The following is a 23,481-nucleotide window of genomic DNA, read 5'->3' as shown; positions in this document are numbered from 1 at the left end:
GCGCTCAGCTAGCGCTACAAAGGCAATCTAACTAACATGAGGCTTAGTGTAGTTAATTTCAATGCCGGGTGATAAGCATAAGCCTGTATACTGTACACATTACGTAGTCCTTCTTAGTCTTTTGGAAATCCTGCAAGCCATGCTCAGTTATCGCCACAGCTTTCACGCCGGCAACCACGCCGACGTACTGAAACACACCGTTCAAAGCCTGATCGTTGAATCCTTAAAAGAGAAAGAGAAACCGTTCCTCTATCTCGACACCCACGCAGGCGCAGGCCGATACAAACTGAGCGGTGAACACGCCGAACGCACCGGTGAATATCTTGAAGGTATCGCCCGCATCTGGCAGCAGGACGACCTGCCGGAAGAGCTGGAGCCGTATATCCGCGCCGTTAAAGCTTATAATCAGAGCGGCCAGCTACGTTACTATCCGGGTTCTCCGCTGATTGCACGCCATTTACTGCGTGAGCAAGACAGCCTGCAACTCACCGAGCTGCATCCGTCAGACTTTCCGCTGCTGCGTTCTGAGTTTCAGAAAGATAACCGCGCCCGCGTTGAGCGCGCCGATGGCTATATTCAGTTGAAATCCAAACTGCCGCCGGTTTCCCGTCGTGGCCTGATTCTTATCGATCCACCCTATGAGATCAAAACCGACTATCAGGACGTGGTGCAAGGCATCAATGAAGGCTACAAACGTTTTGCCACCGGCACCTATGCTCTGTGGTATCCGGTGGTGATGCGTCAGCAAATCAAACGCATGATTCGCGAGCTGGAAGAAACCGGCATTCGCCGCATTTTACAAATTGAACTCGCGGTGCTCCCGGACAGCGATCGGCGCGGCATGACGGCTTCTGGCATGATCGTTATCAACCCACCGTGGAAGCTTGAGCAGCAAATGACGAACGTGCTGCCCTGGCTGCACAAAACGCTGGTTCCGGCTGGCACCGGCTCTACGACGCTGAGCTGGATCGTTCCCGAGTAAATCGGCTTTCCACTGTGAATCTATGAGATACCCGTGGCGTGTTCCACGGGTTTTTCCAGCAGCTGCTTTTTAATTTTAATCACGCGCTCAGCCTCAGGCTTTTTCTCCGCCGCGACTCGCCGCTCTGCCTGCCCAAGAAAAGCGCCACCGGGACGTATGGAAAACGCGTTGCTGCGGCTGATACCCTCCATACTGCCATGCTCGTGAATCTCAATGTTTTCACTGATACAGGTTCCTTTCACTCTCCCGTTAATAATAATGCCGGGCGCCGTAAACTCTCCGTCAATAAAGCCATCGCGCATCACATACAGAATGCCATCCTTCAGATTGATGTGGCCCTGCATTATTCCGTAAACCTGAATGTCGCCTTCTATCTCGGTGTTGCCAGTGAACACGGTATCTTGCGCAATAATAGTGCAGCGGCGTGCATCCTGGGCAACCTGCGTTATTTCCACGGGCGCGGTAACACCCGGCAACGCCGGGATATTTTCAGCGACTTCCGCCGCCTTTTGTGACTTTTTTCTGAACATAGCGGACCCTTTTTTTTTAAAGAACGCGTACAGGATAAAAATGGAAAATAGCGCGACGGCGGCAACAAGAACTTCCCTTTTCCAGGCAAAAAAATAGCAAATTAGCGTAAGCAACCAGCCCATCCAGATAAGCCACAGGATGGCATCTGCTCTGGCACGGGATGATGTCATCGTTTCACGGAATAAAAAGAAAAACTGCGGAAAGCCGGCTTTCGAAAAAATGCCTGCTTATTGGGAACAAGACGGGTATAGATGAGAGAGGTGAAATAAGGCATCCTTTTCCTTACTGTGTCAGTGGCTACTCGCTAAAATAGCAGTTTACCCTGCGCTTGAACACTAATGCGATAAGGTGATAAGACGGATTTTCTGAAGCTATTCATCGGGATAGCTCTGCCCTATCACAGCCATAGAAGCACCCTTTGCGGCTTTATGAGCTAACGCGTTACAATCCTGGCAATTAATTTCTTACTGATGGAAACCTGCAGATGACCAGACATTATGACTACCTCGCCATTGGCGGCGGCAGCGGCGGTATCGCCTCTATCAACCGTGCGGCGAGGTATGGGAAGAAGTGCGCACTGATTGAGGCAAAAGATCTGGGCGGTACCTGCGTAAACGTAGGTTGCGTGCCGAAAAAGGTCATGTGGCACGCGGCGCAAATCGCTGAAGCTATTCATCACTACGGCCCTGATTATGGTTTTGACACCACGGTGAACCACTTCGACTGGGACAAACTGATAGCCAGCCGCACCGCATACATCGACCGCATCCACACCTCTTACGACAACGTGCTGGGCAAAAACAACGTCGAAGTTATCCGTGGGTTTGCCCGCTTTGTTGATGCCCGCACCGTAGAAGTAAACGGTGAAACCATCACCGCTGACCATATTCTTATCGCCACCGGCGGTCGCCCAAGCCATCCGGACATTCCGGGCGTGGAACTCGGCATTGATTCCGACGGTTTCTTTGCGCTGCCGGCGTTGCCAAAACGAGTTGCCGTGGTTGGAGCGGGTTATATCGCCGTGGAAATCGCAGGCGTGGTTAACGCGCTGGGTGCTGAAACCCATCTGTTTGTGCGTAAACACGCGCCGCTGCGCACCTTCGATCCGCTGATCGTTGAAACGCTGCTGGAGGTGATCAACACCGAAGGCCCAACGCTGCACACCCAGGCCGTGCCAAAAAAAGTTGAAAAAAATGCCGATGGCAGCCTGACGCTGCATCTGGAAGATGGCCGTTGTGAAACGGTAGATTGCCTGATTTGGGCGATTGGCCGCGAACCGGCAACGGACAACGTTAATCTGGCCGCCGCAGGCGTGAAAACCAACGCCCGGGGCTACATTGAAGTCGATAAATTTCAGAACACCAGCGTAGCGGGTATTTATGCCGTAGGCGATAACACCGGCGCGGTAGAGCTGACGCCGGTTGCCGTTGCTGCGGGCCGCCGCCTGTCCGAGCGCCTGTTTAATAACAAGCCGGACGAGCATCTGGACTTCAGCAATGTCCCTACCGTAGTCTTTAGCCATCCGCCTATCGGCACCGTAGGATTAACCGAGCCGCAGGCGCGCGAGCAGTACGGCGACGATAACGTGACGGTTTATAAATCTTCCTTTACCGCGATGTACACAGCGGTAACCTCTCACCGCCAGCCATGCCGCATGAAGCTGGTATGTGCGGGCGCGGATGAGAAAATCGTTGGTATCCACGGTATCGGCTACGGTATGGACGAAATGCTGCAAGGCTTTGCGGTCGCGCTGAAAATGGGCGCAACCAAGAAAGACTTCGATAACACCGTAGCGATTCACCCGACCGGCGCCGAAGAATTTGTCACTATGACACGTTAATGCTGGAAACGTATCTGCACACGTTTTTAACTCTGGAAATCTGGCTGAAAGGCCAGGTTTCACCGATTTCGTGTAGATCGCCATGGACCCGCCGATAGCCATATACGCCACCGCTCAGGGAATATGAGTCGCGAATTAGGGCCAGCAACCGCTGATTATCCTTTTCTCCTGCAGAGACAGGACAATGAAGCCAGACATAGAACCCGGCGCGGGCAACCTTCAGAACCCGACGCATTGCTGCGATCGACCAGATCTCACGGTGATCGTTAATGAAGCGGGACTTCAGTCGGGCTCCCTTGCAAAGTACCGCGCTGCCTTTATCAGAATATCCCGTTCTTCCTCAGTACGTTTAAGCTGCGCTTTCAGCCTGAGAATTTCTGTTCTGGCATCCAGTAAATCCTGTGCCTGCTGTCCGCTATTATCAGGCTTAACATCCCGGAGCCATTTATAAAGGCTGTGCGTCGATACGCCGAATCGTTCAGATACATCAGCGATGGAATAGCCCCGCCCGGCGATCTGGCGGACAGCTTCTTCCTTAAATTCAGGGGTAAAACGTGGTACGCCCATAGACTTCTCCTGTGCTCAAACTATAGGGCAGATTTGTCTACAGGCTTGGGGGCACTCCACCAGTTAAAGCAAAGTGTCCAACCTATGGGATTCACTTCACTTGCGCCGGTTTTTTTGCGCTCGAAATAATATAACCATGAATGGTTAGTGAGCTAATTGTTCTGTTTCAGTTTGATCTCGATCATGAGTATTGGCTCACCTCGATCGTAATATAGTGTTTTATATAACGAATAGTGATGCATGAAAACTCATATAATACTCGCTGCGCTTCTGCCAGCATTAGCATCTTTAGCATCTCTTCACGCGGATGCCGCGTCCAGTTCCACTCCTGAAGATGAAATGGTTGTCACTGGTAATACTGCTGCCGATACGACTGATTCTGCTGCCGGAGCGGGATTCAAAACGAATAATATTGATGTCGGCCCGCTGGGGACAAAATCGTGGGTCGATACGCCTTATTCCAGTAACACCGTTACCAAAGAGATGATTGAGAATCAGCAGGCGCAGAGCGTCAGCGAGATGCTGAAATACTCTCCGAGCACGCAAATGCAGGCGCGCGGCGGGATGGACGTTGGCCGCCCACAAAGCCGTGGGATGCAGGGCAGTGTGGTCGCGAACAGTCGTCTTGATGGGCTGAACATCGTTTCGACCACCGCGTTTCCGGTTGAAATGCTGGAACGTATGGATGTGCTCAATAGTTTGACCGGGGCGCTGTATGGCCCGGCAAGCCCGGCTGGGCAGTTCAATTTCGTGGCGAAACGACCAACCGAAGAGACATTGCGCAAGGTGACGCTCGGTTATCAAAGCCGTAGCGCATTCACCGGTCACGCCGACCTGGGCGGCCATTTTGATGATGAAAAAAGGTTTGGTTATCGTATTAACCTGCTGGATCAGGAAGGCGAAGGCAATGTTGATGACAGCACTCTGCGCCGTAAGCTGATTTCTGTGGCACTCGACTGGAACATTCAGCCGGGTACGCAGTTACAGCTGGATGCCAGCCACTACGAATTTATTCAAAAGGGGTATGTGGGCAGTTTCAGCTATGGCCCGAACGTCAAACTGCCTTCCGCGCCCAACCCCAAAGATAAAAATCTGGCGCTCAGCACGGCAGGAAACAACCTTACCACCGATACCATCAGCACGCGCTTGATCCACTACTTTAACGATGACTGGTCAATGAATGCGGGGGTGGGCTGGCAGCAGGCGGACCGCGCGATGCGCAGCGTTTCCAGCAAAATTCTTAACGGTCAGGGCGATATCTCACGTTCGATGAAAGATTCTACCGCTGCCGGGCGTTTTCGCGTATTGAGCAATACCGCCGGGCTGAACGGCCATGTTGACACCGGGCCCATCGGTCACGACCTGTCGCTTTCTACCACCGGCTATGTCTGGTCGCTGTACAGTGCGAAAGGAACGGGCTCCAGCTACAGCTGGGGTACCACCAATATGTATAACCCGGATGGGATGGAAGAACTGGGCGACGGCAAAATTCGCACCGGCGGCTCGCGCTACCGCTCCAGCGTGAACACTCAGCAGAGCATTACGCTCGGCGATACGATCGCCTTTACGCCGCAGTGGTCGGCGATGTTCTACCTGAGCCAGAGCTGGTTGCAGTCCAAAAACTACGATAAGCATGGCAACGAAACCAGTCAGGTGGACGAAGACGGTTTAAGCCCGAATGTCGCGCTGATGTACAAAATTACGCCAAACACCATGGCTTACGTTAGCTATGCCGATTCGCTGGAGCAGGGCGGTACCGCGCCCACGGATAACAGTGTGAAAAATGCGGGCCAGACGCTCGATCCGTATCGCAGCAAACAGTATGAAGTGGGTCTGAAATCTGACGTTGCGGGAATGAACCTGGGGGCGGCGCTGTTCCGCCTGGAACGCCCGTTTGCCTATCTCGACACGGATAACGTTTATAAAGAGCAGGGTAATCAAGTTAATAACGGCCTGGAACTAACCGCTTCCGGGAACGTGTGGCAGGGGCTGAACGTTTACAGCGGCGTCACCTTCCTCGACCCGAAACTGAAAGATACCGCCAGTTCCGCCACTCAGAACAAACAAGTGGTCGGCGTGCCGAAAGTGCAGACTAACCTGCTGGCGGAGTACAGCTTGCCGTCGATGCCGCAGTGGGTTTATAGCGCCAATGTCCACTACACCGGTAAACGCGCGGCGAACGACACCAATACGTCTTACGCCAGCAGCTATACCACCTGGGATCTGGGCACGCGTTACACCACCAAAGTGAGCAACGTGCCGACGACCTTCCGCGTGGTGGTAAACAACGTGTTTGATAAACACTATTGGGCGTCTATCTTCCCGTCGGGCACCGATGGCGATAACGGTTCCCCAAGCGCATTTATTGGCAGTGGCCGCGAAGTTCGCGCTTCCGTGACCTTCGATTTCTAACGGATAGGTGATGAAACTTTCTCGTTTAATTCCTGTGCTGGCGCTGTTTCTGGCTGCCAGCCTGCACGCAGAAAATACGCACAAAGAGGTGCGTATTGCCTCACCGTGGCCTGCACAAAACACTATTATCGCCATGCTCGGTTACGGCAATAACATTGTTGGTACGTCAATAATCGCCAAAAAAATCCCTCTGTTTCGCCAGAGCCTGCCACGCATTGAAAATATGCCAGCAGTGAGCGTAAACAGTGGGCACGAAATTAATCCGGAGCAGATAATCGCCCTCGGCGTCGATATGCTGTTTGTGCCGCATAACATGGTGGTGCCGCAGCAGGAATTGCTGAAAAAGGCGGGTGTACAGGTGCTGGCGTTTGAGGCAAATTCCATGCAGGCGCTGACTCACCGAGTGCAGCAGACGGCGGCAGCGCTTGGGCCGGATGCGCAGCAAAAGGCACAGGCTTATCAGCGCTACTTTGACCTCAATGTTGCGCGGGTAGCCGGGCGCCTGAAGGATCTCCCTGCATCGCAGCGCGTATCGCTCTACCACAGCATGGGGAATCCGCTGACCACAACGGGCAGGCCGTCGCTTAATCAGGACTGGATCGATCTCGCGGGGGGTAAAAATATTGCCGAAAACTGGTTTGGCGGCGCTAAGCAAAATCGTTCGGGCGAAGTGGCGCTGGAGAAAATCGTCACCGCTAACCCGGCGGTGATTGTGGCGATGAACAAGCGTGATGCCGATGCCATTCTGACTTCTCCCCAGTGGGCCAGCGTTGACGCGGTGAGCCATCATCGCGTGTACGTTAATCCGAAAGGGATGTTCTGGTGGTGTCGTGAAACCAGCGAAGAGGCGCTGCAATTCCTGTGGCTGGCGAAAACCCTCTATCCTGAACGCTTTTCGGATGTGGATATGCGTAAAGAAACGCGCGATTTTTATCAGCGATTCTTTGGCCTGACACTAAGCGAGGCGCAGGTGAGCGATGTGCTGAATCCGCCGCGCTGAGAGAGGGTAAGGAATACGATGTCTGTTGTGGAAAATCCCCAGTCGGTTGAGCATCGCTATCGACAGGTGCTTCGCCAGCGTCTGGCGATTCTGGCATTTATATTTTTTGCTATTATCGCCTCGCTGCTGATCGATTTCACCCTTGGCCCATCCGGTCTCTCACTCCATTCACTTGTGCAAACGCTGATAAATCCTGCTGATGCCGCTACCGGAATGCGTGTTATCGTCTGGGATATCCGTCTGCCATACGCATTAATGGCGCTGCTGGTGGGGATGGCGCTGGGGCTGGCGGGCGCAGAGATGCAAACCATCCTGAATAACCCGCTTGCCAGCCCGTTTACGCTGGGCGTGTCGTCGGCAGCGGCCTTTGGCGCTGCGCTGGCGATTGTGCTGGGTATCGGAATTCCGGGTGTACCGGAGAGCTGGTTTATTCCGGCAAATGCTTTTCTGTTTGCGCTGCTTTCCGCACTGTTACTCGACAGCCTGACCCGCTGGACACGCGTGCCGACGTCCGGCGTCGTGCTGTTCGGTATCGCGCTGGTTTTCACCTTTAATGCGCTGGTTTCCATCATGCAGTTTGTCGCCGATGAAGATACGCTGCAGGGGCTGGTGTTCTGGACTATGGGCAGTTTAGCCCGCGCATCGTGGGAAAAACTGGCGGTGCTGGTCGCGGCGATGGTGGTGGTATTACCGTGGTCGTTGCGTCGTGCCTGGCAGTTAACGGCGCTACGGCTTGGCGAAGAACGTGCGATGAGTTTTGGCATTGATGTACGTCGCTTGCGTCTGGGATCGCTGTTGCGCATTAGCCTGCTGGCCGCGCTCTCGGTGGCGTTTGTCGGGCCAATTGGCTTTATCGGGTTGGTTGCGCCGCATATTTCACGCCTGCTGTTAGGGGAAGACCACCGCTTTTATCTGCCGGGAAGCGTGCTGGTGGGCGGACTGGTGCTGTCGCTGGCATCTATTGCTTCGAAGAATATTATTCCCGGCGTGATCCTGCCGGTAGGCATCGTCACCTCACTGGTTGGCGTACCGTTCTTTTTAAGCATTGTCATGCGGCATCGGGGGAATATGTCATGAGCGGTCTGGCAATTAACGGCCTGAATGCCGGTTACGCTAAACGACAAGTTATTGAAAATTTGCATGTTTCGAACCTCTCGCGCGGCAACGTTACGGTGCTGCTGGGGCCCAACGGCTGTGGCAAATCGACGCTATTGCGCGCGCTGGCCGGGCTTAATCGCGCCAGTGGTGATGCATGGTTAGATGACGTCAATTTATTAGCGTTGCCGTTCGCTCGTCGGGCTGAAAAAGTCGTGTTTCTGCCGCAATCGCTGCCACAGGGCGTGCATTTGCAGGTGCTGGAATCGGTGATTGTCGCTCAACGAGCATTAGGTGGAGATCAGAACCCGGCTCAGGCGGTCTCCCTGCTGGAAGAACTGGGCATCGCTCATCTGGCGATGAATTATCTCGATCAACTCTCTGGCGGGCAGAAACAGTTGGTGGGTCTTGCGCAGTCGCTGATCCGTCGACCTGCATTACTGTTGCTTGATGAGCCGCTCAGCGCGCTGGATCTCAACTATCAGTTTCACGTAATGGATGTTGTCTCGCGCGAGACGAGGCAGCGCAATATGGTGACGCTGGTGGTGGTGCATGACATCAATATCGCGCTGCGTCATGCGGCTCAGGTGTTGATGCTGAAAGCGGGCAAACTGGTCGCCAGCGGTAAGCCGGAAGCCGTGATTAACGCTGAAAGTCTGGCGGAAGTGTACGGTGTACGCGGACGTATCGAACATTGTTCGCAAGGGAAAGCACAGGTGATTCTGGATGGGGTGATTGAAAAATAACCGGGATATTGCTGGCAGATGTAGTCCATCGGCACCGTTACAAAGTTCGCGATGAGGCAGCCTTTTATCTTACTGAAAGGCCTTACATTTCAAAAACTCTGCTCACCAGACGCATCTCGCCCAGAGGATGACCAAAGTTGCACAATGAAGGTGAAACCATTAATGAAGAGGATGAAGCCAGACTTTCGCCTCTGAGGCATGCGCATATCAATATGCTGGGACACTACACACTCACACTTGCAGAACAGATACCGCTCTTACTGTAAAACCGTGGCCAGTATTACTTGACTACTACACTTTCGCTTATCCACCCTACACAACACGTGCAGGGTGGATAAAAAATGCGCCGGACTTCACCGCATCGCGTTATAAATCGCCTGCTGGATATCCACTTCATCCGTGCTTACCGGTTCTGGCCGCAGTCCCTGCGCTTTGGCTTCGTCATAGCGCCTCTTTTGGGCCGCCTGGCGCAGCAAGGCTCTTTCAAGCTCTTCTTTCTGCCGTTTTACAACGCCCGGCGTGCTGCAAAAAGTTTGCAGAAAATTTTTGCGCATTGAGGTCAGGCTTTGCCCGTCTTTCATCGCCTGGCTGGTGGTAGTTACTATCCTGCGGCAAGGACGAACCTCATCCATTTGCTTGCGATATTGCAGCAACGTCGTCAGCGCGTCGCGGTAATCTGCGGCCAGAGCAGCCTCAGCGTAAGAGGCTTTCCAGTTCATCCCGCCTTGCATAAACAGCCGGATAACGCGTGAATCTCCGCGCGTAATGGCCAAATGCAGGCTGTTTTCATCCCAGCTAATACCCATATTTGCCAGCATGTCGCGCGGGCTGTTTTTTTCAGTGACATGGTCAGCGGCCATCACCTTCGTCACCATTTGCGGCGTAGCAGCATTTTGTGCGGAAGGTGTCGTATCACTGAAGATGAATAACGCGAAAACCACTATCCCGATAATCGCCACGCCGACCATGCCCCAGAGCGCTACGAACGCTGTCTCCGCAACGTCGTGATGCCTGTTGGCATTGCGCAACTCCGGGCCTTCGATGGTATCCCTGACCTCTTCGTTATCGCCGCCGTTGGCCTCATGTTTTTTCTGAGCCAGGGCGATAAACTCCTGCAGCTCGGGCTCTTCTCCCGCCAGCAAAACCGCAGGATTGACCTTTGTACGCCCTTCATCAAACGCACGCTGAACCGGCGCGCTGGTTTCCCGGTAACAGCTATCCAGTAAGGCAATTTGCACCGAGGTGAGAGGCCGTTGATGCATCAGATCGTTGCGGATTTGGCGAATATCATCCAGAAAGGTTTGCAGGGTTTTGCGCTTGTCGATAAGAAAACTAAGCTGAGGGGCATGTTGATAGAGCGCCGCGTAGTGGCGGACAAACTCCTTTTTATCCACCACAAGAAGCGATAGTTCGCTAAAACGCAGGCCGCTGAGAATATCCCCACGCTCGGCGTTTTTGAGCCAGCGCCGGACTTTATCGCCGCCAAACTGTCTTTTAAGCTGGTTGACCAGCTGCGACTGGCTGCCCCAGGCGCTGTTAATCAGCCCGCGAAGCATCAGCTCCAGCGCACGGATTTGCCGCTTTGCCACCAGCTGCTGCTCCTCGCCCCCGACGGATAAATCGGTGGCATAACCCAACAGCGGCTGCTTGCTGCGCACAAGTTCGAGATAACTCACAAAGCGCAGCGCGGAGATCAGTTGGTTATCGCTGACCTCCTGTCCGCTTTCATACTGCGGCACCAGCTGCTGCAGATGACGTAACAACAGCGTGAACTGCGAGATTTCCGCATCGTTAAGGTTAAGGCGACGCGCCACCGCGGCCCAGCTTCCCATACCCTGCCGGGCCTGTTCGAGCTGTTGAAAAAACCATTGTGGATCTTTGCCATCCGCGGCGCGAATTTTAAGTAATGGAAGGATTTGTAACGACGCCTGACGAATCACACTCAGGCAAGTCTCAAACTTATCCCGTGTCAGCAGCTGTGCGTTGCTGGTCATAATTATCCTTATTTATAGTAAGGTAACTGGCGCATAAGCGCCTGACGCTATCTGACCGCGTCGTTCATCAGTGATGTTAATTTTTATGGTTATTGGCTGCGGGTATAGGTGCGCCATTAAAGCGAATTTTAACGCGACAGCCCTGGGGCCTATGCCGTAAAAAGAGGGGAAAAGCTAAGCATTTTCCAGAGCATAGCTTAACGCTTCACCCGTTTTACGCAGCGCCGCTTCGATTGCATCATCTACTGGCAAAGCATAGCTCAGGCGCAGACAATTACGATACTTTCCCGATGCGGAAAGCAGCGAGCCGACGGCAATATGAATATTCTCCTCCCGCAGAGCGCAGCAAACTGAGACAATATCGATATTTTCCGGCAGCTCGACCCACATTAAAAAACCGCCCTGCGGACGGCTGACGCAGATGCCACTCGGAAAATACTGCCGTACCCGGTTCGTTAATACGTCGAGGTTTCGCTGGTAATGCTGGCGCACACGGCGAAGATGGCGGTGGTAATTACCGTTACGAATAAACTCCGCCACCGCCAGTTGTGCAAAAGTATTGGTGCTACCGGTGATGATATATTTCATATGCAGCGCCCGATCGAGATAGCGCCCCGGCACAATCCAGCCTATGCGCAGCCCCGGCGCAAGCGTTTTAGAAAATGAGCTGCACAGCAGCACGCGACCGTCCAGATCAAGGGATTTTATCGTCATCGGGCGAGGATATTCGAAGGCCAGCTCGCCATAAACATCATCTTCAATTATCGCAATATCAAAGCGCTGCGCGAGAGTAAGCACCGCTTTTTTACGCGCTTCCGGCATGATAAAACCGAGCGGATTATTGCAGTTCGACACCAGGATCACCGCTTTGACTGGCCACTGCTCCAGCGCCAGTTCCAGCGCTTCGATGCTGATGCCCGTCACGGAATCCGTTGGTATTTCAATCACTTTTATGCCCAGCGCGCGCAGCTTATGCAGGGTGCCGTGAAATGAAGGCGACTCCACCGCCACGATATCGCCCGGCTCGCAGACGGCGCGAATGGCAATCGACAGCGCTTCATGGCAGCCGGTGGTGATAAGAATATCTTCGGACGTAACAATGCATCCGCTGTCCAGCATCAGACGGGAAATCTGCTCGCGCAGCGCGCGCATCCCGTAAATACTGTCATAGCCGAGCAGTTCAGCCTGCTGATACTGCGCGATGCGGCTCAACTCGCGCCACAAAGGCTTGATGGTGGGTTGCGTTACATCCGGCGTTCCGCCGCCGAAGGCGACGACACCGCCTCCTTCACGAGCGATCAGTTGCTCCAGCACCGCATCCCATTGGGTAATTTCAACCGGACGCTGCACCGGGCGGGTTAGCTGCGGAACCGGCGGCTGCGCTTTACGTTGCGTAACGAAATAGCCCGAACGCGGCTGCGGTGAAATAAGCTGTCTGTCCTCAAGGATATGATAGGCCTGCTGAACGGTACTGATGCTGACGCCGTGCTCGCTGCTGAGGCTTCTCACCGAGGGTAGCCGCTCACCGCTGCGATATAGCCCCTGTTCGATGCGTTCCGCCAGCAAAGTGGCGAGATGTTGATAACGCGTCATGCTGTATCCTCACGATTAACCATACAGATCCCCAAACCAGTACAGAGCGGTGGAAAAAACACCATTCAGATCATGTTTTAGCCTTTGTGTATGTTAAATAAAAGTGATTTTTGAATCTGTCTGCGATCTGTATGACGGCGCATGATGAACCTCAACGCGACAAGAGGAGAAACATCATGGGTTATGAAGAAAATCGCCCCTATAAACCCTTTTATGGCTTTGTGATGATTTATCGTTACTTCCGGCAAAAATGGATGCAGCGCCAGCACGCCCGGACTTTACAGGGGCTCAGTAAGGAACAATTACGCGACATCGGACTCACGCAGGATGACCTGTCACGCTGGAAGTAACCTTCCCTGACGGCGCCTGATTCTGGCGCCGTTATTTTTTTGCTGATAATAATGATGGAAAATTCCCCATCGGCAGATAACAAGGCTTAAAAATGCAAATCAACGAGTTACCTTTTACTACCACCGACTGGGCCAGCCTGCCCGCAACCGAACATCCCGGTATTACCGGTAAAGCATTCTGGCGTACGCAACGGTTCGGGCCAATCAGGGTGCGGATGGTGGAATATACCGCTGGTTACCTGGCCAATCATTGGTGTCGGAAAGGACATGTGCTTTTCTGCCTGAGCGGGGAGCTGAACACGGAGCTTGAAGATGGCCGCCAGTTTAGGCTCACGCCGGGTATGAGCTATCAGGTTGCCGACAATGCCGAGCCGCACCGCTCCTCCACGCCGAGCGGCGCGGTGTTGTTTATTGTCGATTAACTCGCGCAGTTATAAGACGATTCGCTGACCTTATGCCAGGCTTAACGGGTGTAATCCGAAGCTTAAGTTTAAGGAGTACCTATGAAGAAAGTTCTGGTAATAGCGGGCCTCAGCGCCGTACTTAGCCTGCCGGTGATGGCAGACGATCAGGGTGGCTTTAAAACCGATGCTGCTCCTCCATCACCTCATGCCATGGATAAGGGCTATCGCGGCATGGAAGACGCCAGAGGGATGACGATCGTACAGGCGAAAGCGATGCACGACGGAGCAACCATCTCGCTGCTCGGCAACATTATTAAAAAAACGGGTGAAGACAGATACCAGTTCAGAGATAAAACTGGCACCCTTGATGTCCATATCCCGCAGGCCGTGTTCGGCGATCGAAAACTTAGCCCGGACGAACTGGTCGCCATTAACGGCACGCTGGATAAGAAACAGAAGCCTGTCGTAATGAAAGTGGATCATTTTCAGAAACAGTAAGGGCTGAACGTAGGGTGGAAAAACATTATCCACCCTAACCTCTATAAAAACATCCCGCCTGACACTTCAATGCGCTGCGCGTTCGCCCAGCCCAGTTCATCGCTCAGAATGGCGGCCATCGCGCTTCCAATATCGTCCGGCTGCCCGACGCGACCCAAAGCAGTTTGCGCAGCGATAGCGTTGCTGACCTGTTCATTATCACGCACCACGCCTCCGCCGAAATCTGTCGCTATAGCACCAGGCGCAATAATATTTACCGCAATGCCCCGCGCGCCTAGTTCTTTCGCCTGGTAACGCGTCAGCACTTCCATCGCCCCTTTCATGGCGGCGTACGCCGCTTTGCCCGGCAGGGCAAAACGGGTCAGACCGGTTGATACGTTCAGAATGCGTCCGCCGTTTTTAATCAGCGGCAGCAGGTGCTGCGTCAGGAAGAAAGGCCCTTTCAGGTGGATGTTCATTAATTCATCAAACTGCGCTTCCGTTGTTTTTTCAAACGCAGCATCGAGGCCAATTCCCGCATTGTTTAATAAATAATCAAACGAGTCGCGTTGCCAGACATGTTGTAACTGCTGTTTTACCTCTGCTGCAAAGTTTGCAAAACCGGCGCTTTCGGCGACGTTCAGCTGAAGAGCCACCGCTTTCACGCCTTTTAGCTCGATTTCACGTACTACCTGCTGCGCTTCAGCCTGTTTACCGTTATAGGTCAGGATAATATTGGTTCCTTTCTCCGCCAGCTTCAGCGCCGCATTTTTACCTAATCCCCGGCTCCCGCCGGTTACTAACGCGATAGATTGCTGCATGATTTGCCCCAATGGTTGCTGTCAGGTGATTGAGATAAAGCTTATTAGCTGCTACAAAATCAATAAAGGTTGCCAATTACGCATCACTGTTTCACTACAAACAACAATGTGTGGCTAAAGTGGATAAAATACACGCAATGCAGCTGTTCCTCAGAGTAGCTGAGCTGGAGAGTTTTTCCCGCGCCGCAGACACCCTTGGGCTTCCTAAAGGTAGCGTATCGCGACAGATTCAGGCGCTGGAAAGCCTGCTTGGCACGCGGTTGCTCTACCGCACCACGCGCCGCGTTCAGCTTACTCAGGATGGAATGGTTTACTACGAACGCTGCCGGGATTTACTGGCGAACCTCGAAGAACTCGACGGTCTTTTTTTGCACGATCCTTCGAGCATCAGCGGGCGGCTGCGTGTAGATATGCCGGTATCGGTGGCGAAGGATCTCGTCCTGCCAAAATTACCGGCCTTTTTACAGCAGTATCCCGGCATTGAACTGGAGCTTTCCAGCAGCGACAGGCTGGTGGATGTCGTACGTGAAGGCTTTGACTGCGTGGTGCGGGTGGGCCAGTTAAAAGATTCCGGCCTGGTCGCACGAAATCTTGGCCAACTAACGCAGATTAACTGTGCCAGCCCCGATTATCTGGCGCGTTTTGGCTACCCGGAGAACCTCGACGATCTCGCCTCTCACGCCGTGGTGCATTACGCATTAAACCTCGGCACGCGTCCGCAAGGGTTTGAGTTTGTGGCCGATAAAACCACGCAATGGATTAAAACCGGAGGCGTCATCACCGTAAACAGTGCCGAAACCTATCGCGCGGCCTGCCTCGCCGGGTTGGGGATTATTCAGGTGCCGCGTACTGGCGTCAAAGCACTGCTGAAAAGCAAAAAGCTGGTAGAAATTCTGCCGCAATATCGCGCCGCCCCGATGCCTGTTTCGCTGCTTTATCCGCATCGCCGCAACCTTTCGCGCCGCGTACATCTCTTTATGGAATGGCTAACGGACGTAATGAAAGCCTATGTTGATTAACGTTGCGGCTATAATTTTCTTAAGATGTAGACAATGCATAAGGAAAATTTAATGACGGACAAGCAGGACAACCGCCCTACCGACTCGCTCGATTACGAACCCGTCGCCAAATTTCAGACGGAGCCTAAGCCCGAAAGCCTCCCCGCCGGGCAACCCGATGAGCCGGCACCGCTGGTCAACATCACCACCGGTAACGAAACGGTAAACGAAACGATTGCCACCGTAAATAAAGTAGCCCGGCGTCCGATGGTAGCGCATCTTTTGCGTGCCACCGAGCGGTTTAACGATCGTCTCGGCAACCAGTTTGGTGCGGCGATAACCTACTTTTCGTTTTTATCCCTGATCCCCATCATGATGGTGGCTTTTGCCGCCGGGGGTTATATCCTCGCCTCGCACCCTACGCTGCTACAGGATATCTTTAATAAAATCCTCGAAAACGTCAGCGACCCGACGCTTGCCACTACGCTGAAAAGCACCATAAGTACCGCCGTGCAGCAGCGCACAGCGGTCGGCCTGGTGGGTCTTCTGGTTGCGCTTTATTCCGGCGTTAACTGGATGGGCAACCTACGCGAGGCCGTACGCGCCCAGTCGCGTGATAAATGGGAACGCAACCCGCAGGATAATGAGAAATTCTGGATGAAGTACCTGCGCGATTTTATCTCGCTGATTGGCCTGCTGATCGCGCTGATTGTTACCCTTTCGATTACCTCTATTGCCGGCTCAGCGCAGGATACAATCATCAGCTTCCTGCATCTGGACGGCATTGACTGGCTCAAACCGGCCTGGTATCTGGTTGGTCTTACTATCTCCATTTTCGCCAACTATCTTCTTTTCTTCTGGATATTCTGGCGGCTGCCGCGCCATCGCCCGCGTAAAAAAGCGCTGATACGCGGTACATTCATCGCGGCGATTGGTTTTGAGGCAATCAAGATAATCATGACCTACAGCCTGCCTAAGCTGGTCAGTTCGCCGTCCGGCGCGGCTTTTGGCTCTGTATTAGGGCTAATGGCGTTCTTCTATTTCTTCGCGCGGCTCACGCTATTCTGTGCGGCGTGGATTGCCACCGCCGAGTATAAAGACGACCCGCGTATGCCGGGAAAATCGCACAATTAAGCTTCTCTTTTCCTCTTCCTTCGGGAGAGGAAAAGCAAACCAGCACATAAATCCAGGCTGTAACTTTTATTTAACCAAGAAGCAGTGTTATGCGCTAACTTATAGCCATTATCCAGCATATTATAGAACCATCCCAGCGGGACTGAAAATTATCCGCTTTATGTACAAATTTCGCGCAAAACCGACACGGAAGCCGCATTGAAATAAGGCTTTTGCTATGCGTAATATGGCCGTTCGTTCGTCCAATAAATAAGAAAATATTATGCAAGCATCCATTGCCACAACTATCGAGAGCGAGGCTGACGCCACGCCGGTTAACTCACGGGGAAAAGTTGTCGTTGCCTCTCTGGTCGGCACGGCCATTGAGTTCTTCGACTTTTACATTTATGCCACTGCGGCAGTGATTGTCTTTCCGCACATCTTCTTTCCGCAGGGCGATCCGACAGCCGCAACGCTACAGTCGCTGGCAACCTTTGCTATCGCCTTTATTGCCCGCCCGATTGGCTCCGCGCTGTTTGGCCACTTTGGTGACCGCGTAGGCCGCAAGGTAACGCTTGTCGCTTCACTGCTGACGATGGGGATTTCTACCGTGGTGATCGGCCTGCTGCCGAGTTATGCCACCATCGGCGTTATGGCTCCGCTGCTGCTGGCGCTTGCGCGATTCGGACAGGGTCTGGGCCTGGGCGGCGAATGGGGCGGTGCGGCCTTGCTGGCAACGGAAAACGCTCCGCCGCGTAAACGCGCACTCTACGGTTCCTTCCCGCAGCTGGGCGCGCCGATTGGCTTCTTCTTTGCTAACGGCACCTTCCTGCTGCTCTCCTGGCTGCTGACCGACGAGCAATTTATGGCCTGGGGCTGGCGCGTACCTTTTATTCTGTCTGCGATTCTGGTCATCATCGGCCTGTATGTTCGCGTCTCGCTGCATGAAACGCCGGTGTTTGCCAAAATCGCCAAAGCGGGCAAGCAGGTAAAAGTGCCGATGGGTACGCTTCTGACGAAACACCTGAAGGCGACTATTCTGGGCACGTTTATCATGCTCGCCACTTACACGCTGTTCTACATCATGACGGTCTACTCCATGACCTTCAGCACCGCCGCCGTACCGGTTGGCCTTGGCTTCTCGCGCAACGACGTGCTGTGGATGCTGATGATGGCGGTGATTGGATTTGGTGTGATGGTGCCGATTGCGGGCTATCTGGCCGACATGTTTGGCCGCCGTAAGTGCATGATTGTAATCACCAGCCTGATAATTATCTTTGCCCTGGGTCTCTTCCAGCCGCTGTTGGGTTCGGGGAATTCAACGCTGGTAATGGCGTTTCTGCTGATCGGCCTGAGCCTGATGGGGCTGACCTTTGGTCCGATGGGCGCGCTGCTGCCAGAGCTGTTCCCAACGGAAGTGCGTTATACCGGCGCATCTTTCTCTTACAACATGTCTTCAATTCTGGGGGCGTCCGTTGCGCCGTATATCGCCACCTGGCTACAGGCAAACTATGGCCTGTTCTATGTAGGCGTCTATCTGGCCGCAATGGCAGCGCTAACGCTGATTGCGCTGCTGTTGACTAAAGAGACGCGTCACCATTCTTTGTAATACAAAACAGCGCGGTTTAAAGCCGCGCTCAGATTGATGACAAACAGCCGAAAAACGTGGTTTTCGGCTGTTTGAGGTAGGTCAGCAAACATAATCCTCTGCTTTTACTAATCCAAATTAACGTACTTTAAAAACGATAAACTTTGCCAATGTTCCGAGCGCGGTTTAAAGCCGCGCTGTTATTTCAAAAACCATCAAAAATAAAATCCATTGCGCCCTTAATCTCTGCCCGCCAGGGCATCGCGCTTCCTGCTTCTTCCCGAAGGATAGCCTTATCGACACTGGCCATTTCATGGGTCATTACGATGAAACGCTCGCCTTCAACTTCCACAACAGGGCAAATCCGTTCGGGCAGTTTTGCCTGAGCACAGGAGGAATGCAGCAAAGGAATGACTATTCTTGTAGTGAGTAAATCAACCAGGTCACTTTGTACGTCAATAAGATAAGAGTAGCGCTTGTTAGCACTGCCGTTGCGGTAAATATAATATTGCACGATCAGAACTTCCGATGTTCATCAGCAAAGTTTCCACACTGCTCCGTGATGCGATTGAGTTCCAGCAGTCCCTCACGGTTACGCTGCTTCCACTGCTGACGTTCGATTTCCTCAAGGTCCTGAGCAATAACAACGCTCAGGCGCTGCGACAAATTAAGACCATGCGCGCGCGCGCGCGCGTAAAGCTCATCGTCTATGGTGACACTTACGGTTCGTTTTCGGCTTTTGATTGCGGCACTCATTGTATTACCTCTTGCTAAAAGCACGTGCTGCACACACGTGCTTTTAGCACTATATAAGCGGGGTCATACTTTGAGCAATTTTATTTCTTCATCTGCCCCAGGATGTTCCGGCACTGATTATCGTTGCCCTCAGACGGCGAGATTAACGCCAACAGCGCGGCGGCAGGCGTGACCAGCGTTGCCAGCGCGGCGGCTACTGCACCACGGGCAATCAGCGGCCCGGCTTTCACGCCAGCATCCGGGTTTTTAAACGTGCCGCGTACATAGAGCGGCGAGCGCAGGGTAATAATACGAATCCCTTTGCTTTCCGGGTTGATGGTTAAATCGAGCCGCTCGTTGGCGAAATTGGTGGTGCCCGTTACGTTAATCAGAGCGTTTTCAGTATCAAACGCGAAGATGCGTGGCGTAGCTATCCCGCCGCGTAAATCCAGGTTCGCAGCGGCGCAGTTAATCCGCACTTCGTCATCGCCAAAGATTTGCCCGACGATATAGTTGCCTACGTTGAGGCCAACGATCTCCATCAGGTTACGACTGATTAACCCGTCGTTCATCAGCAGCTTGAGGTTACCGTCGCTGCTGCCAAGCAGCGCTGCCACCGAGTTACCGCGCCCGCGAATGTCCGCATCGCCGTTCAGTTCGCCAAGCGTTTTCTGCATCGTCTCAACTTTTGGCATTAACTGTTTTAACTGTAGGCGGCGCGCCTGAATTTCCGCCCGCCCCTGCATCGGTTTTTTGTCGCCTTCGAGGTGGATATTGGCGTCGATGGTGCCGCCTGCCATACCGAATTTGAGCGGATCCAGGCGCAGATCGGCATTGTTGAGGATGATATGGGTGTTGAGATCGCTAAGCGGCAGCGTACCGCTGTGTTCGATACGCTTGCCTTTAAAGCGCACGTCCGCATCCATCACGTCCCATTTGTCCGTTTCAAAGCGGTCATAGGGCAGCACTTTATCGGCAGGCTGAACCGTCTTTTCGCCTTTTTTCTCTTCGGCTTTTTTGCTCTGCTGCGCGCCTTTACCGGAATCCACGCCGATCAGCGGGCCTAAATCCGCCAGCCGTAGCTGTCTGGATTCCAGTTCACCTTCAAGCTTCGGACGCGGCTTGCCCTGGGAGTACGTCAGCGAGCCGTGAATATCGCTGTCGCCGATACGGCCGTTAAAGTTCTGATAGCGGTAAACCGAGCCTTTTTCAGTATCGATTTTCGCCAGCAGGTGCCCGTCGGTTTCAAACGGCGGCGTATCCGGCAACAGCACGCCGGTCAGATCGTAGAGATTACCCAGCGAATCGCCGGAGAACTTCAGTTGCAGATCGACGCCGCCCATTTTCATCGGGTCGTTAACGGTGCCGATTAGCGCAACGCGAGAGTTGCCGGAATGGACATCCGCCTGGACAGGGAAGGCCGTGTCACCTTCGCTACGCAACGCCAGCACGCCGCCGATTTTACCGGTGCCTTCAATCGGCTCGCCGTTATAGCGTCCGTCCACCTTCAAACCAAACACGTAATCGCCCGCTTTTGCGGCGTCTTTTCCGGTTGGCTTTTTACCCGAAACTTCATTAAACGGCAGCGGCTTACCGAGCGGATCGACGATGATCACCATGTCCGCTTTCGACACCTTGTCATCAACGGAAACGCGGCCTTTATCAAACAGAATATTATCCATGCGGAACGACCACGCAGACGGCGCCTGTTTCTGGTCTTTGTTTTCGTCACCTGCCAGATTAAACGTCCAGTTATTATTTTTTTCGGACAGGCGAATCAGCCGCGCATCGGGTTTTACAAGCTTGATCCACGGGATATAAACGGTTTTGGTGAGCAGTGCCAAAGGCGCAAGGGTGGCATCCACACGCGGCAGGTGCACCATAGTCACTTCAGGAATATCAGGGGGATTTCCGAGGATAATATCTTCAGCATGAACATGGGGCCAGGGCACCCAGCTTCGCCAGCCGGTTTCTTCTTTATTACGCTCCCAGACCACGCCCAAATCACCGCGTATGGCAAAGGGACGGTTAAGTTCCGTCGAGACTTTTTGGTTGATGGTCGGTTTGAGTCGATTCCAGTCAAACGTAGCAATCACGATGATAGCTATCACCACCAACAACAATAAAATTCCGACTATTGCACTGATAATTTTACCGGTTTTTGACATGCCTTTCCCTCTTCCCGACGTGGCCTACCTTAACTAAAGATAGTTTAGGGTAGCCAAAACGGCATCAGGGAAGGCGAATCAGTACGTTTTTCAGATTTTCAAACGGAACGGGACGGGACAGATAATAGCCCTGGGCGGCAAAGGCCGGTGAGGCCTGAACATCACGCCATTCATCTAACGTTTCAATTCCTTCGACAATCACGCCCTTGCAATAGCGGTTCATCAATTGCAGCAACATAGTAAATAAATTGCGGCCTTCATCGCTTTTACGCAGCATGATAAACAGATCGCGCGCCACTTTGATGTAGTCGTATCGCACTTCGCTAAGCGCTGAGAAATTCGCCATACCGGTGCCGAAGTCATCAAGCCACAGCGGGCCGAACTCCTGCATACGAGCAAGCGTCGCTGCCTGCGGTTGAGTAATGTGTTCTACCAGTTCGAAACGCACCCAGGGAAGCTTATCGATAAACGCCAGAATCGGCTGGTGATGTTTCATCGCCATCAGCGTAGGACCATCGACGTTTACCGAGGCAAGAATACCGTGCTCAAGGAAAGTGGATTGCCACGTTTCCAGCAGCTGCAACTGTTCTTCAATTACATTTAATCGGCTACGTGTAGAAATAGACAAAAAATAACGATCCGGAGGAATACGGACCTCTTTCTCACTCGGATGTGTCACAACGGTCAGCAGCTCCACTGCCATCAACGTCCCGTCAATTTTATAAATTGGCTGAAAGGTATAGTGCCGCTCGCACTGTAACCAAAACCGCCTTTCCTGCAAACTTTCGACACTCGCTTCAGCCGTATTAAGCCGGTGAGTGATCTGCTTCAACTTCATCCTGCATGTCCTGTTTGACTTGATAACTCAGATGGCCCGTCGAAAGGTTATCGGCGTTACGATTGATAACTTTATGTTCATCATCAGCGCAAAGCGGTCTGCGTAAATTTCCATATCCTCATCAACAAGCTGGCACGGCTCTTGTTTTTCCGAAACGCCGTTTTAAATCGGTTGACTCATTTTTGGGCACGCCTCACACTATTCGTCATCCCACTTACACAGGTATTAACTTATGCCAACCCGGAAAATTGCCGTTATCGGCGAATGTATGATTGAACTGTCGCAAAAAGGTGCGGAAGTTAACCGCGGCTTTGGCGGCGACACCCTTAATACCTCTGTCTATATTGCCCGTCAGGTTGCGGAAAACGACCTTGAAGTTCACTACGTTACCGCGCTGGGAGAAGATAACTTCAGCCAGCAGATGCTGGATGCGTGGCAAAAAGAGAACGTGCGCACCACGTTCACCCAGCGTCTGGAACACCGTCTGCCTGGTCTGTATTACATCGAAACGGATGCCAGCGGCGAACGCACCTTCTATTACTGGCGTAACGAAGCGGCAGCCCGTTTCTGGCTGGAAAGCGAGCAGGCCGACGCGATCTGCGCTGAACTGGCGCAATTCGACTATCTCTATCTGAGCGGTATTAGCCTTGCCATTCTTAATCCGGCCAGCCGGGAAAAATTAATGGCGCTGCTGGGCAAAGCGCGCGCTAACGGCTGCAAGGTAATTTTCGACAATAACTATCGCCCGCGCCTGTGGTCGAGCCAGGAAGAGACGCAGAAGGTTTATCAGCAGATGCTGAGCTATACAGATATCGCCTTCCTGACGCTGGATGATGAGGATCTACTGTGGGGCGAGAAACCGGCGGAAGAAGTCATTACCCGCACTCAGGCAGCAGGCGTGCGCGAAGTGGTGATTAAACGCGGCGCAGAGTCTTGCCTGGTTGCCATTCAGGGCGAACCGCTCCTGGAAGTGCCTGCCATAAAATTACCGAAAGAAAAAGTGATTGATACAACCGCGGCCGGAGATTCATTCAGCGCCGGGTATCTGGCCGTGCGGCTTACCGGCGGGGACGCCGAAGCGGCAGCAAAACGCGGGCACTTAACGGCGAGCACCGTGATCCAGTATCGTGGGGCTATTATTCCCGAAGCGGCGATGCCAGCTTAATACGTCATTCCCTCCGCCTTTTAAAGGGAAGAGGGTATTTTCTTTCACCCTCTCCCTTATAAAG

The 23,481-nt window shown here is 53.2% G+C and carries 21 protein-coding genes and 2 pseudogenes; 14 read left to right on the top strand and 9 right to left on the bottom strand.

The annotated features are described in order from the left end of the window. The first annotated feature begins 139 nt into the window (after nucleotides 1-139). On the top strand, nucleotides 140-982 hold the full coding sequence (locus E2L00_RS15670; RefSeq protein WP_167613242.1) for a 23S rRNA (adenine(2030)-N(6))-methyltransferase RlmJ: 843 nt from the start codon (nucleotides 140-142) through the stop codon (nucleotides 980-982). Nucleotides 983-1,002: 20 nt separating this feature from the next. Here the strand turns inward: E2L00_RS15670 and E2L00_RS15665 are convergent, their stop codons facing one another. Continuing rightward, the gene (locus E2L00_RS15665; RefSeq protein WP_167613240.1) at nucleotides 1,003-1,512 is read right to left on the bottom strand and encodes a bactofilin family protein; all 510 of its coding nucleotides are present in this window, start codon (nucleotides 1,510-1,512) and stop codon (nucleotides 1,003-1,005) included. 485 nt (nucleotides 1,513-1,997) lie between these two features. Here E2L00_RS15665 and gorA point away from each other — a divergent pair, with 485 nt between their 5' ends. Then, nucleotides 1,998-3,353: a glutathione-disulfide reductase gene (gene gorA, locus E2L00_RS15660; protein WP_167613239.1), complete on the top strand. Its 1,356-nt coding sequence runs from the start codon at nucleotides 1,998-2,000 to the stop codon at nucleotides 3,351-3,353. 28 nt (nucleotides 3,354-3,381) lie between these two features. On the opposite strand, the pseudogene E2L00_RS15655 reads toward gorA, so the two are convergent. Then, nucleotides 3,382-3,920 (bottom strand): annotated as a pseudogene (locus E2L00_RS15655) (transposase); the annotation flags it as partial. Between the two features lie 240 nt (nucleotides 3,921-4,160). Here E2L00_RS15655 and E2L00_RS15650 point away from each other — a divergent pair. The 5 genes and pseudogenes from E2L00_RS15650 to E2L00_RS22010 all read left to right on the top strand — a co-directional run. Further along, nucleotides 4,161-6,332, top strand: a complete 2,172-nt coding sequence (locus E2L00_RS15650) for a TonB-dependent receptor (RefSeq protein ID WP_167613237.1) — start codon at nucleotides 4,161-4,163, stop codon at nucleotides 6,330-6,332. Nucleotides 6,333-6,342: 10 nt separating this feature from the next. Further along, on the top strand, nucleotides 6,343-7,332 hold the full coding sequence (locus tag E2L00_RS15645) for an ABC transporter substrate-binding protein (RefSeq protein ID WP_167613235.1): 990 nt from the start codon (nucleotides 6,343-6,345) through the stop codon (nucleotides 7,330-7,332). A gap of 18 nt (nucleotides 7,333-7,350) precedes the next feature. Then, a complete protein-coding gene (locus E2L00_RS15640) occupies nucleotides 7,351-8,409 on the top strand; it encodes a FecCD family ABC transporter permease (protein WP_167613233.1) in 1,059 nt (352 codons plus the stop codon). Further along, entirely contained in the window at nucleotides 8,406-9,173 is a 768-nt protein-coding gene (locus tag E2L00_RS15635) for an ABC transporter ATP-binding protein (RefSeq protein ID WP_167613231.1), read from the top strand. Before E2L00_RS15640 ends, E2L00_RS15635 begins: the two co-directional genes overlap by 4 nt. A gap of 137 nt (nucleotides 9,174-9,310) precedes the next feature. Then, nucleotides 9,311-9,439, top strand: a pseudogene (locus tag E2L00_RS22010) (Tn3 family transposase); the annotation flags it as partial. An 87-nt stretch (nucleotides 9,440-9,526) separates the two neighbouring features. On the opposite strand, the gene E2L00_RS15625 reads toward E2L00_RS22010, so the two are convergent. Together E2L00_RS15625 and E2L00_RS15620 are read right to left on the bottom strand one after the other, a co-directional pair. Next, nucleotides 9,527-11,167 carry an STY4199 family HEPN domain-containing protein gene (locus E2L00_RS15625; protein WP_167613227.1) on the bottom strand — a complete coding sequence of 547 codons (1,641 nt, stop codon included), beginning with the start codon at nucleotides 11,165-11,167 and terminating at the stop codon, nucleotides 9,527-9,529. Between the two features lie 174 nt (nucleotides 11,168-11,341). Beyond that, nucleotides 11,342-12,760, bottom strand: a complete 1,419-nt coding sequence (locus tag E2L00_RS15620) for an aminotransferase-like domain-containing protein (protein ID WP_167613225.1) — start codon at nucleotides 12,758-12,760, stop codon at nucleotides 11,342-11,344. A 176-nt stretch (nucleotides 12,761-12,936) separates the two neighbouring features. Here E2L00_RS15620 and E2L00_RS15615 point away from each other — a divergent pair, with 176 nt between their 5' ends. The 3 genes from E2L00_RS15615 to E2L00_RS15605 all read left to right on the top strand — a co-directional run bounded on the left by E2L00_RS15615 (nucleotide 12,937) and on the right by E2L00_RS15605 (nucleotide 14,012). After that, a complete protein-coding gene (locus E2L00_RS15615; RefSeq protein WP_167613223.1) occupies nucleotides 12,937-13,110 on the top strand; it encodes a DUF1127 domain-containing protein in 174 nt (57 codons plus the stop codon). Between the two features lie 92 nt (nucleotides 13,111-13,202). After that, nucleotides 13,203-13,532, top strand: coding sequence for a DHCW motif cupin fold protein (locus E2L00_RS15610; protein WP_167613221.1), 330 nt, complete (start codon nucleotides 13,203-13,205; stop codon nucleotides 13,530-13,532). A gap of 81 nt (nucleotides 13,533-13,613) precedes the next feature. Next, nucleotides 13,614-14,012 (top strand): YdeI family stress tolerance OB fold protein, encoded by a 399-nt coding sequence (locus tag E2L00_RS15605; protein WP_167613220.1) that lies wholly within the window; start codon nucleotides 13,614-13,616, stop codon nucleotides 14,010-14,012. Between the two features lie 41 nt (nucleotides 14,013-14,053). On the opposite strand, the gene E2L00_RS15600 is transcribed toward E2L00_RS15605, so the two are convergent. Next, nucleotides 14,054-14,812, bottom strand: a complete 759-nt coding sequence (locus tag E2L00_RS15600; RefSeq protein WP_167613218.1) for an SDR family NAD(P)-dependent oxidoreductase — start codon at nucleotides 14,810-14,812, stop codon at nucleotides 14,054-14,056. A 119-nt stretch (nucleotides 14,813-14,931) separates the two neighbouring features. Between E2L00_RS15600 and E2L00_RS15595 the strand changes: the two genes are divergently transcribed. The 3 genes from E2L00_RS15595 to E2L00_RS15585 all read left to right on the top strand — a co-directional run bounded on the left by E2L00_RS15595 (nucleotide 14,932) and on the right by E2L00_RS15585 (nucleotide 18,532). Next, on the top strand, nucleotides 14,932-15,831 hold the full coding sequence (locus tag E2L00_RS15595; protein WP_167613216.1) for a LysR substrate-binding domain-containing protein: 900 nt from the start codon (nucleotides 14,932-14,934) through the stop codon (nucleotides 15,829-15,831). Nucleotides 15,832-15,882: 51 nt separating this feature from the next. Beyond that, on the top strand, nucleotides 15,883-16,944 hold the full coding sequence (yhjD, locus tag E2L00_RS15590) for an inner membrane protein YhjD (RefSeq protein ID WP_167613214.1): 1,062 nt from the start codon (nucleotides 15,883-15,885) through the stop codon (nucleotides 16,942-16,944). A gap of 262 nt (nucleotides 16,945-17,206) precedes the next feature. Then, nucleotides 17,207-18,532: an MFS transporter gene (locus E2L00_RS15585; protein ID WP_167613212.1), complete on the top strand. Its 1,326-nt coding sequence runs from the start codon at nucleotides 17,207-17,209 to the stop codon at nucleotides 18,530-18,532. 184 nt (nucleotides 18,533-18,716) lie between these two features. Here the strand turns inward: E2L00_RS15585 and E2L00_RS15580 are convergent, their stop codons facing one another. From E2L00_RS15580 to pdeH, 4 genes are all read right to left on the bottom strand, one after another. Next, the gene (locus E2L00_RS15580) at nucleotides 18,717-19,025 is read right to left on the bottom strand and encodes a CcdB family protein (protein ID WP_167613210.1); all 309 of its coding nucleotides are present in this window, start codon (nucleotides 19,023-19,025) and stop codon (nucleotides 18,717-18,719) included. 2 nt (nucleotides 19,026-19,027) lie between these two features. Then, complete coding sequence (locus E2L00_RS15575) at nucleotides 19,028-19,267, bottom strand: type II toxin-antitoxin system CcdA family antitoxin (RefSeq protein WP_167613209.1); 240 nt, start codon at nucleotides 19,265-19,267, stop codon at nucleotides 19,028-19,030. An 80-nt stretch (nucleotides 19,268-19,347) separates the two neighbouring features. Then, nucleotides 19,348-21,414 carry an AsmA family protein gene (locus tag E2L00_RS15570; protein WP_167613207.1) on the bottom strand — a complete coding sequence of 689 codons (2,067 nt, stop codon included), beginning with the start codon at nucleotides 21,412-21,414 and terminating at the stop codon, nucleotides 19,348-19,350. Nucleotides 21,415-21,478: 64 nt separating this feature from the next. Further along, complete coding sequence (pdeH, locus tag E2L00_RS15565; protein WP_167613205.1) at nucleotides 21,479-22,252, bottom strand: cyclic-guanylate-specific phosphodiesterase; 774 nt, start codon at nucleotides 22,250-22,252, stop codon at nucleotides 21,479-21,481. Between the two features lie 232 nt (nucleotides 22,253-22,484). On the opposite strand from pdeH, the gene kdgK reads away from it, so the two are divergent. Beyond that, a complete protein-coding gene (gene kdgK, locus E2L00_RS15560; protein ID WP_167613204.1) occupies nucleotides 22,485-23,417 on the top strand; it encodes a 2-dehydro-3-deoxygluconokinase in 933 nt (310 codons plus the stop codon). Nucleotides 23,418-23,481: the final 64 nt, after the last annotated feature.

Origin of the sequence: Cedecea colo (assembly GCF_011808225.1) — a bacterium.
In the GTDB taxonomy this organism is placed as follows: Bacteria; Pseudomonadota; Gammaproteobacteria; order Enterobacterales; family Enterobacteriaceae; genus Dryocola; species Dryocola colo.
The sequence above is the reverse complement of the archived record's forward strand: the minus strand, read 5'-3'. Positions and strand labels throughout refer to the sequence as shown.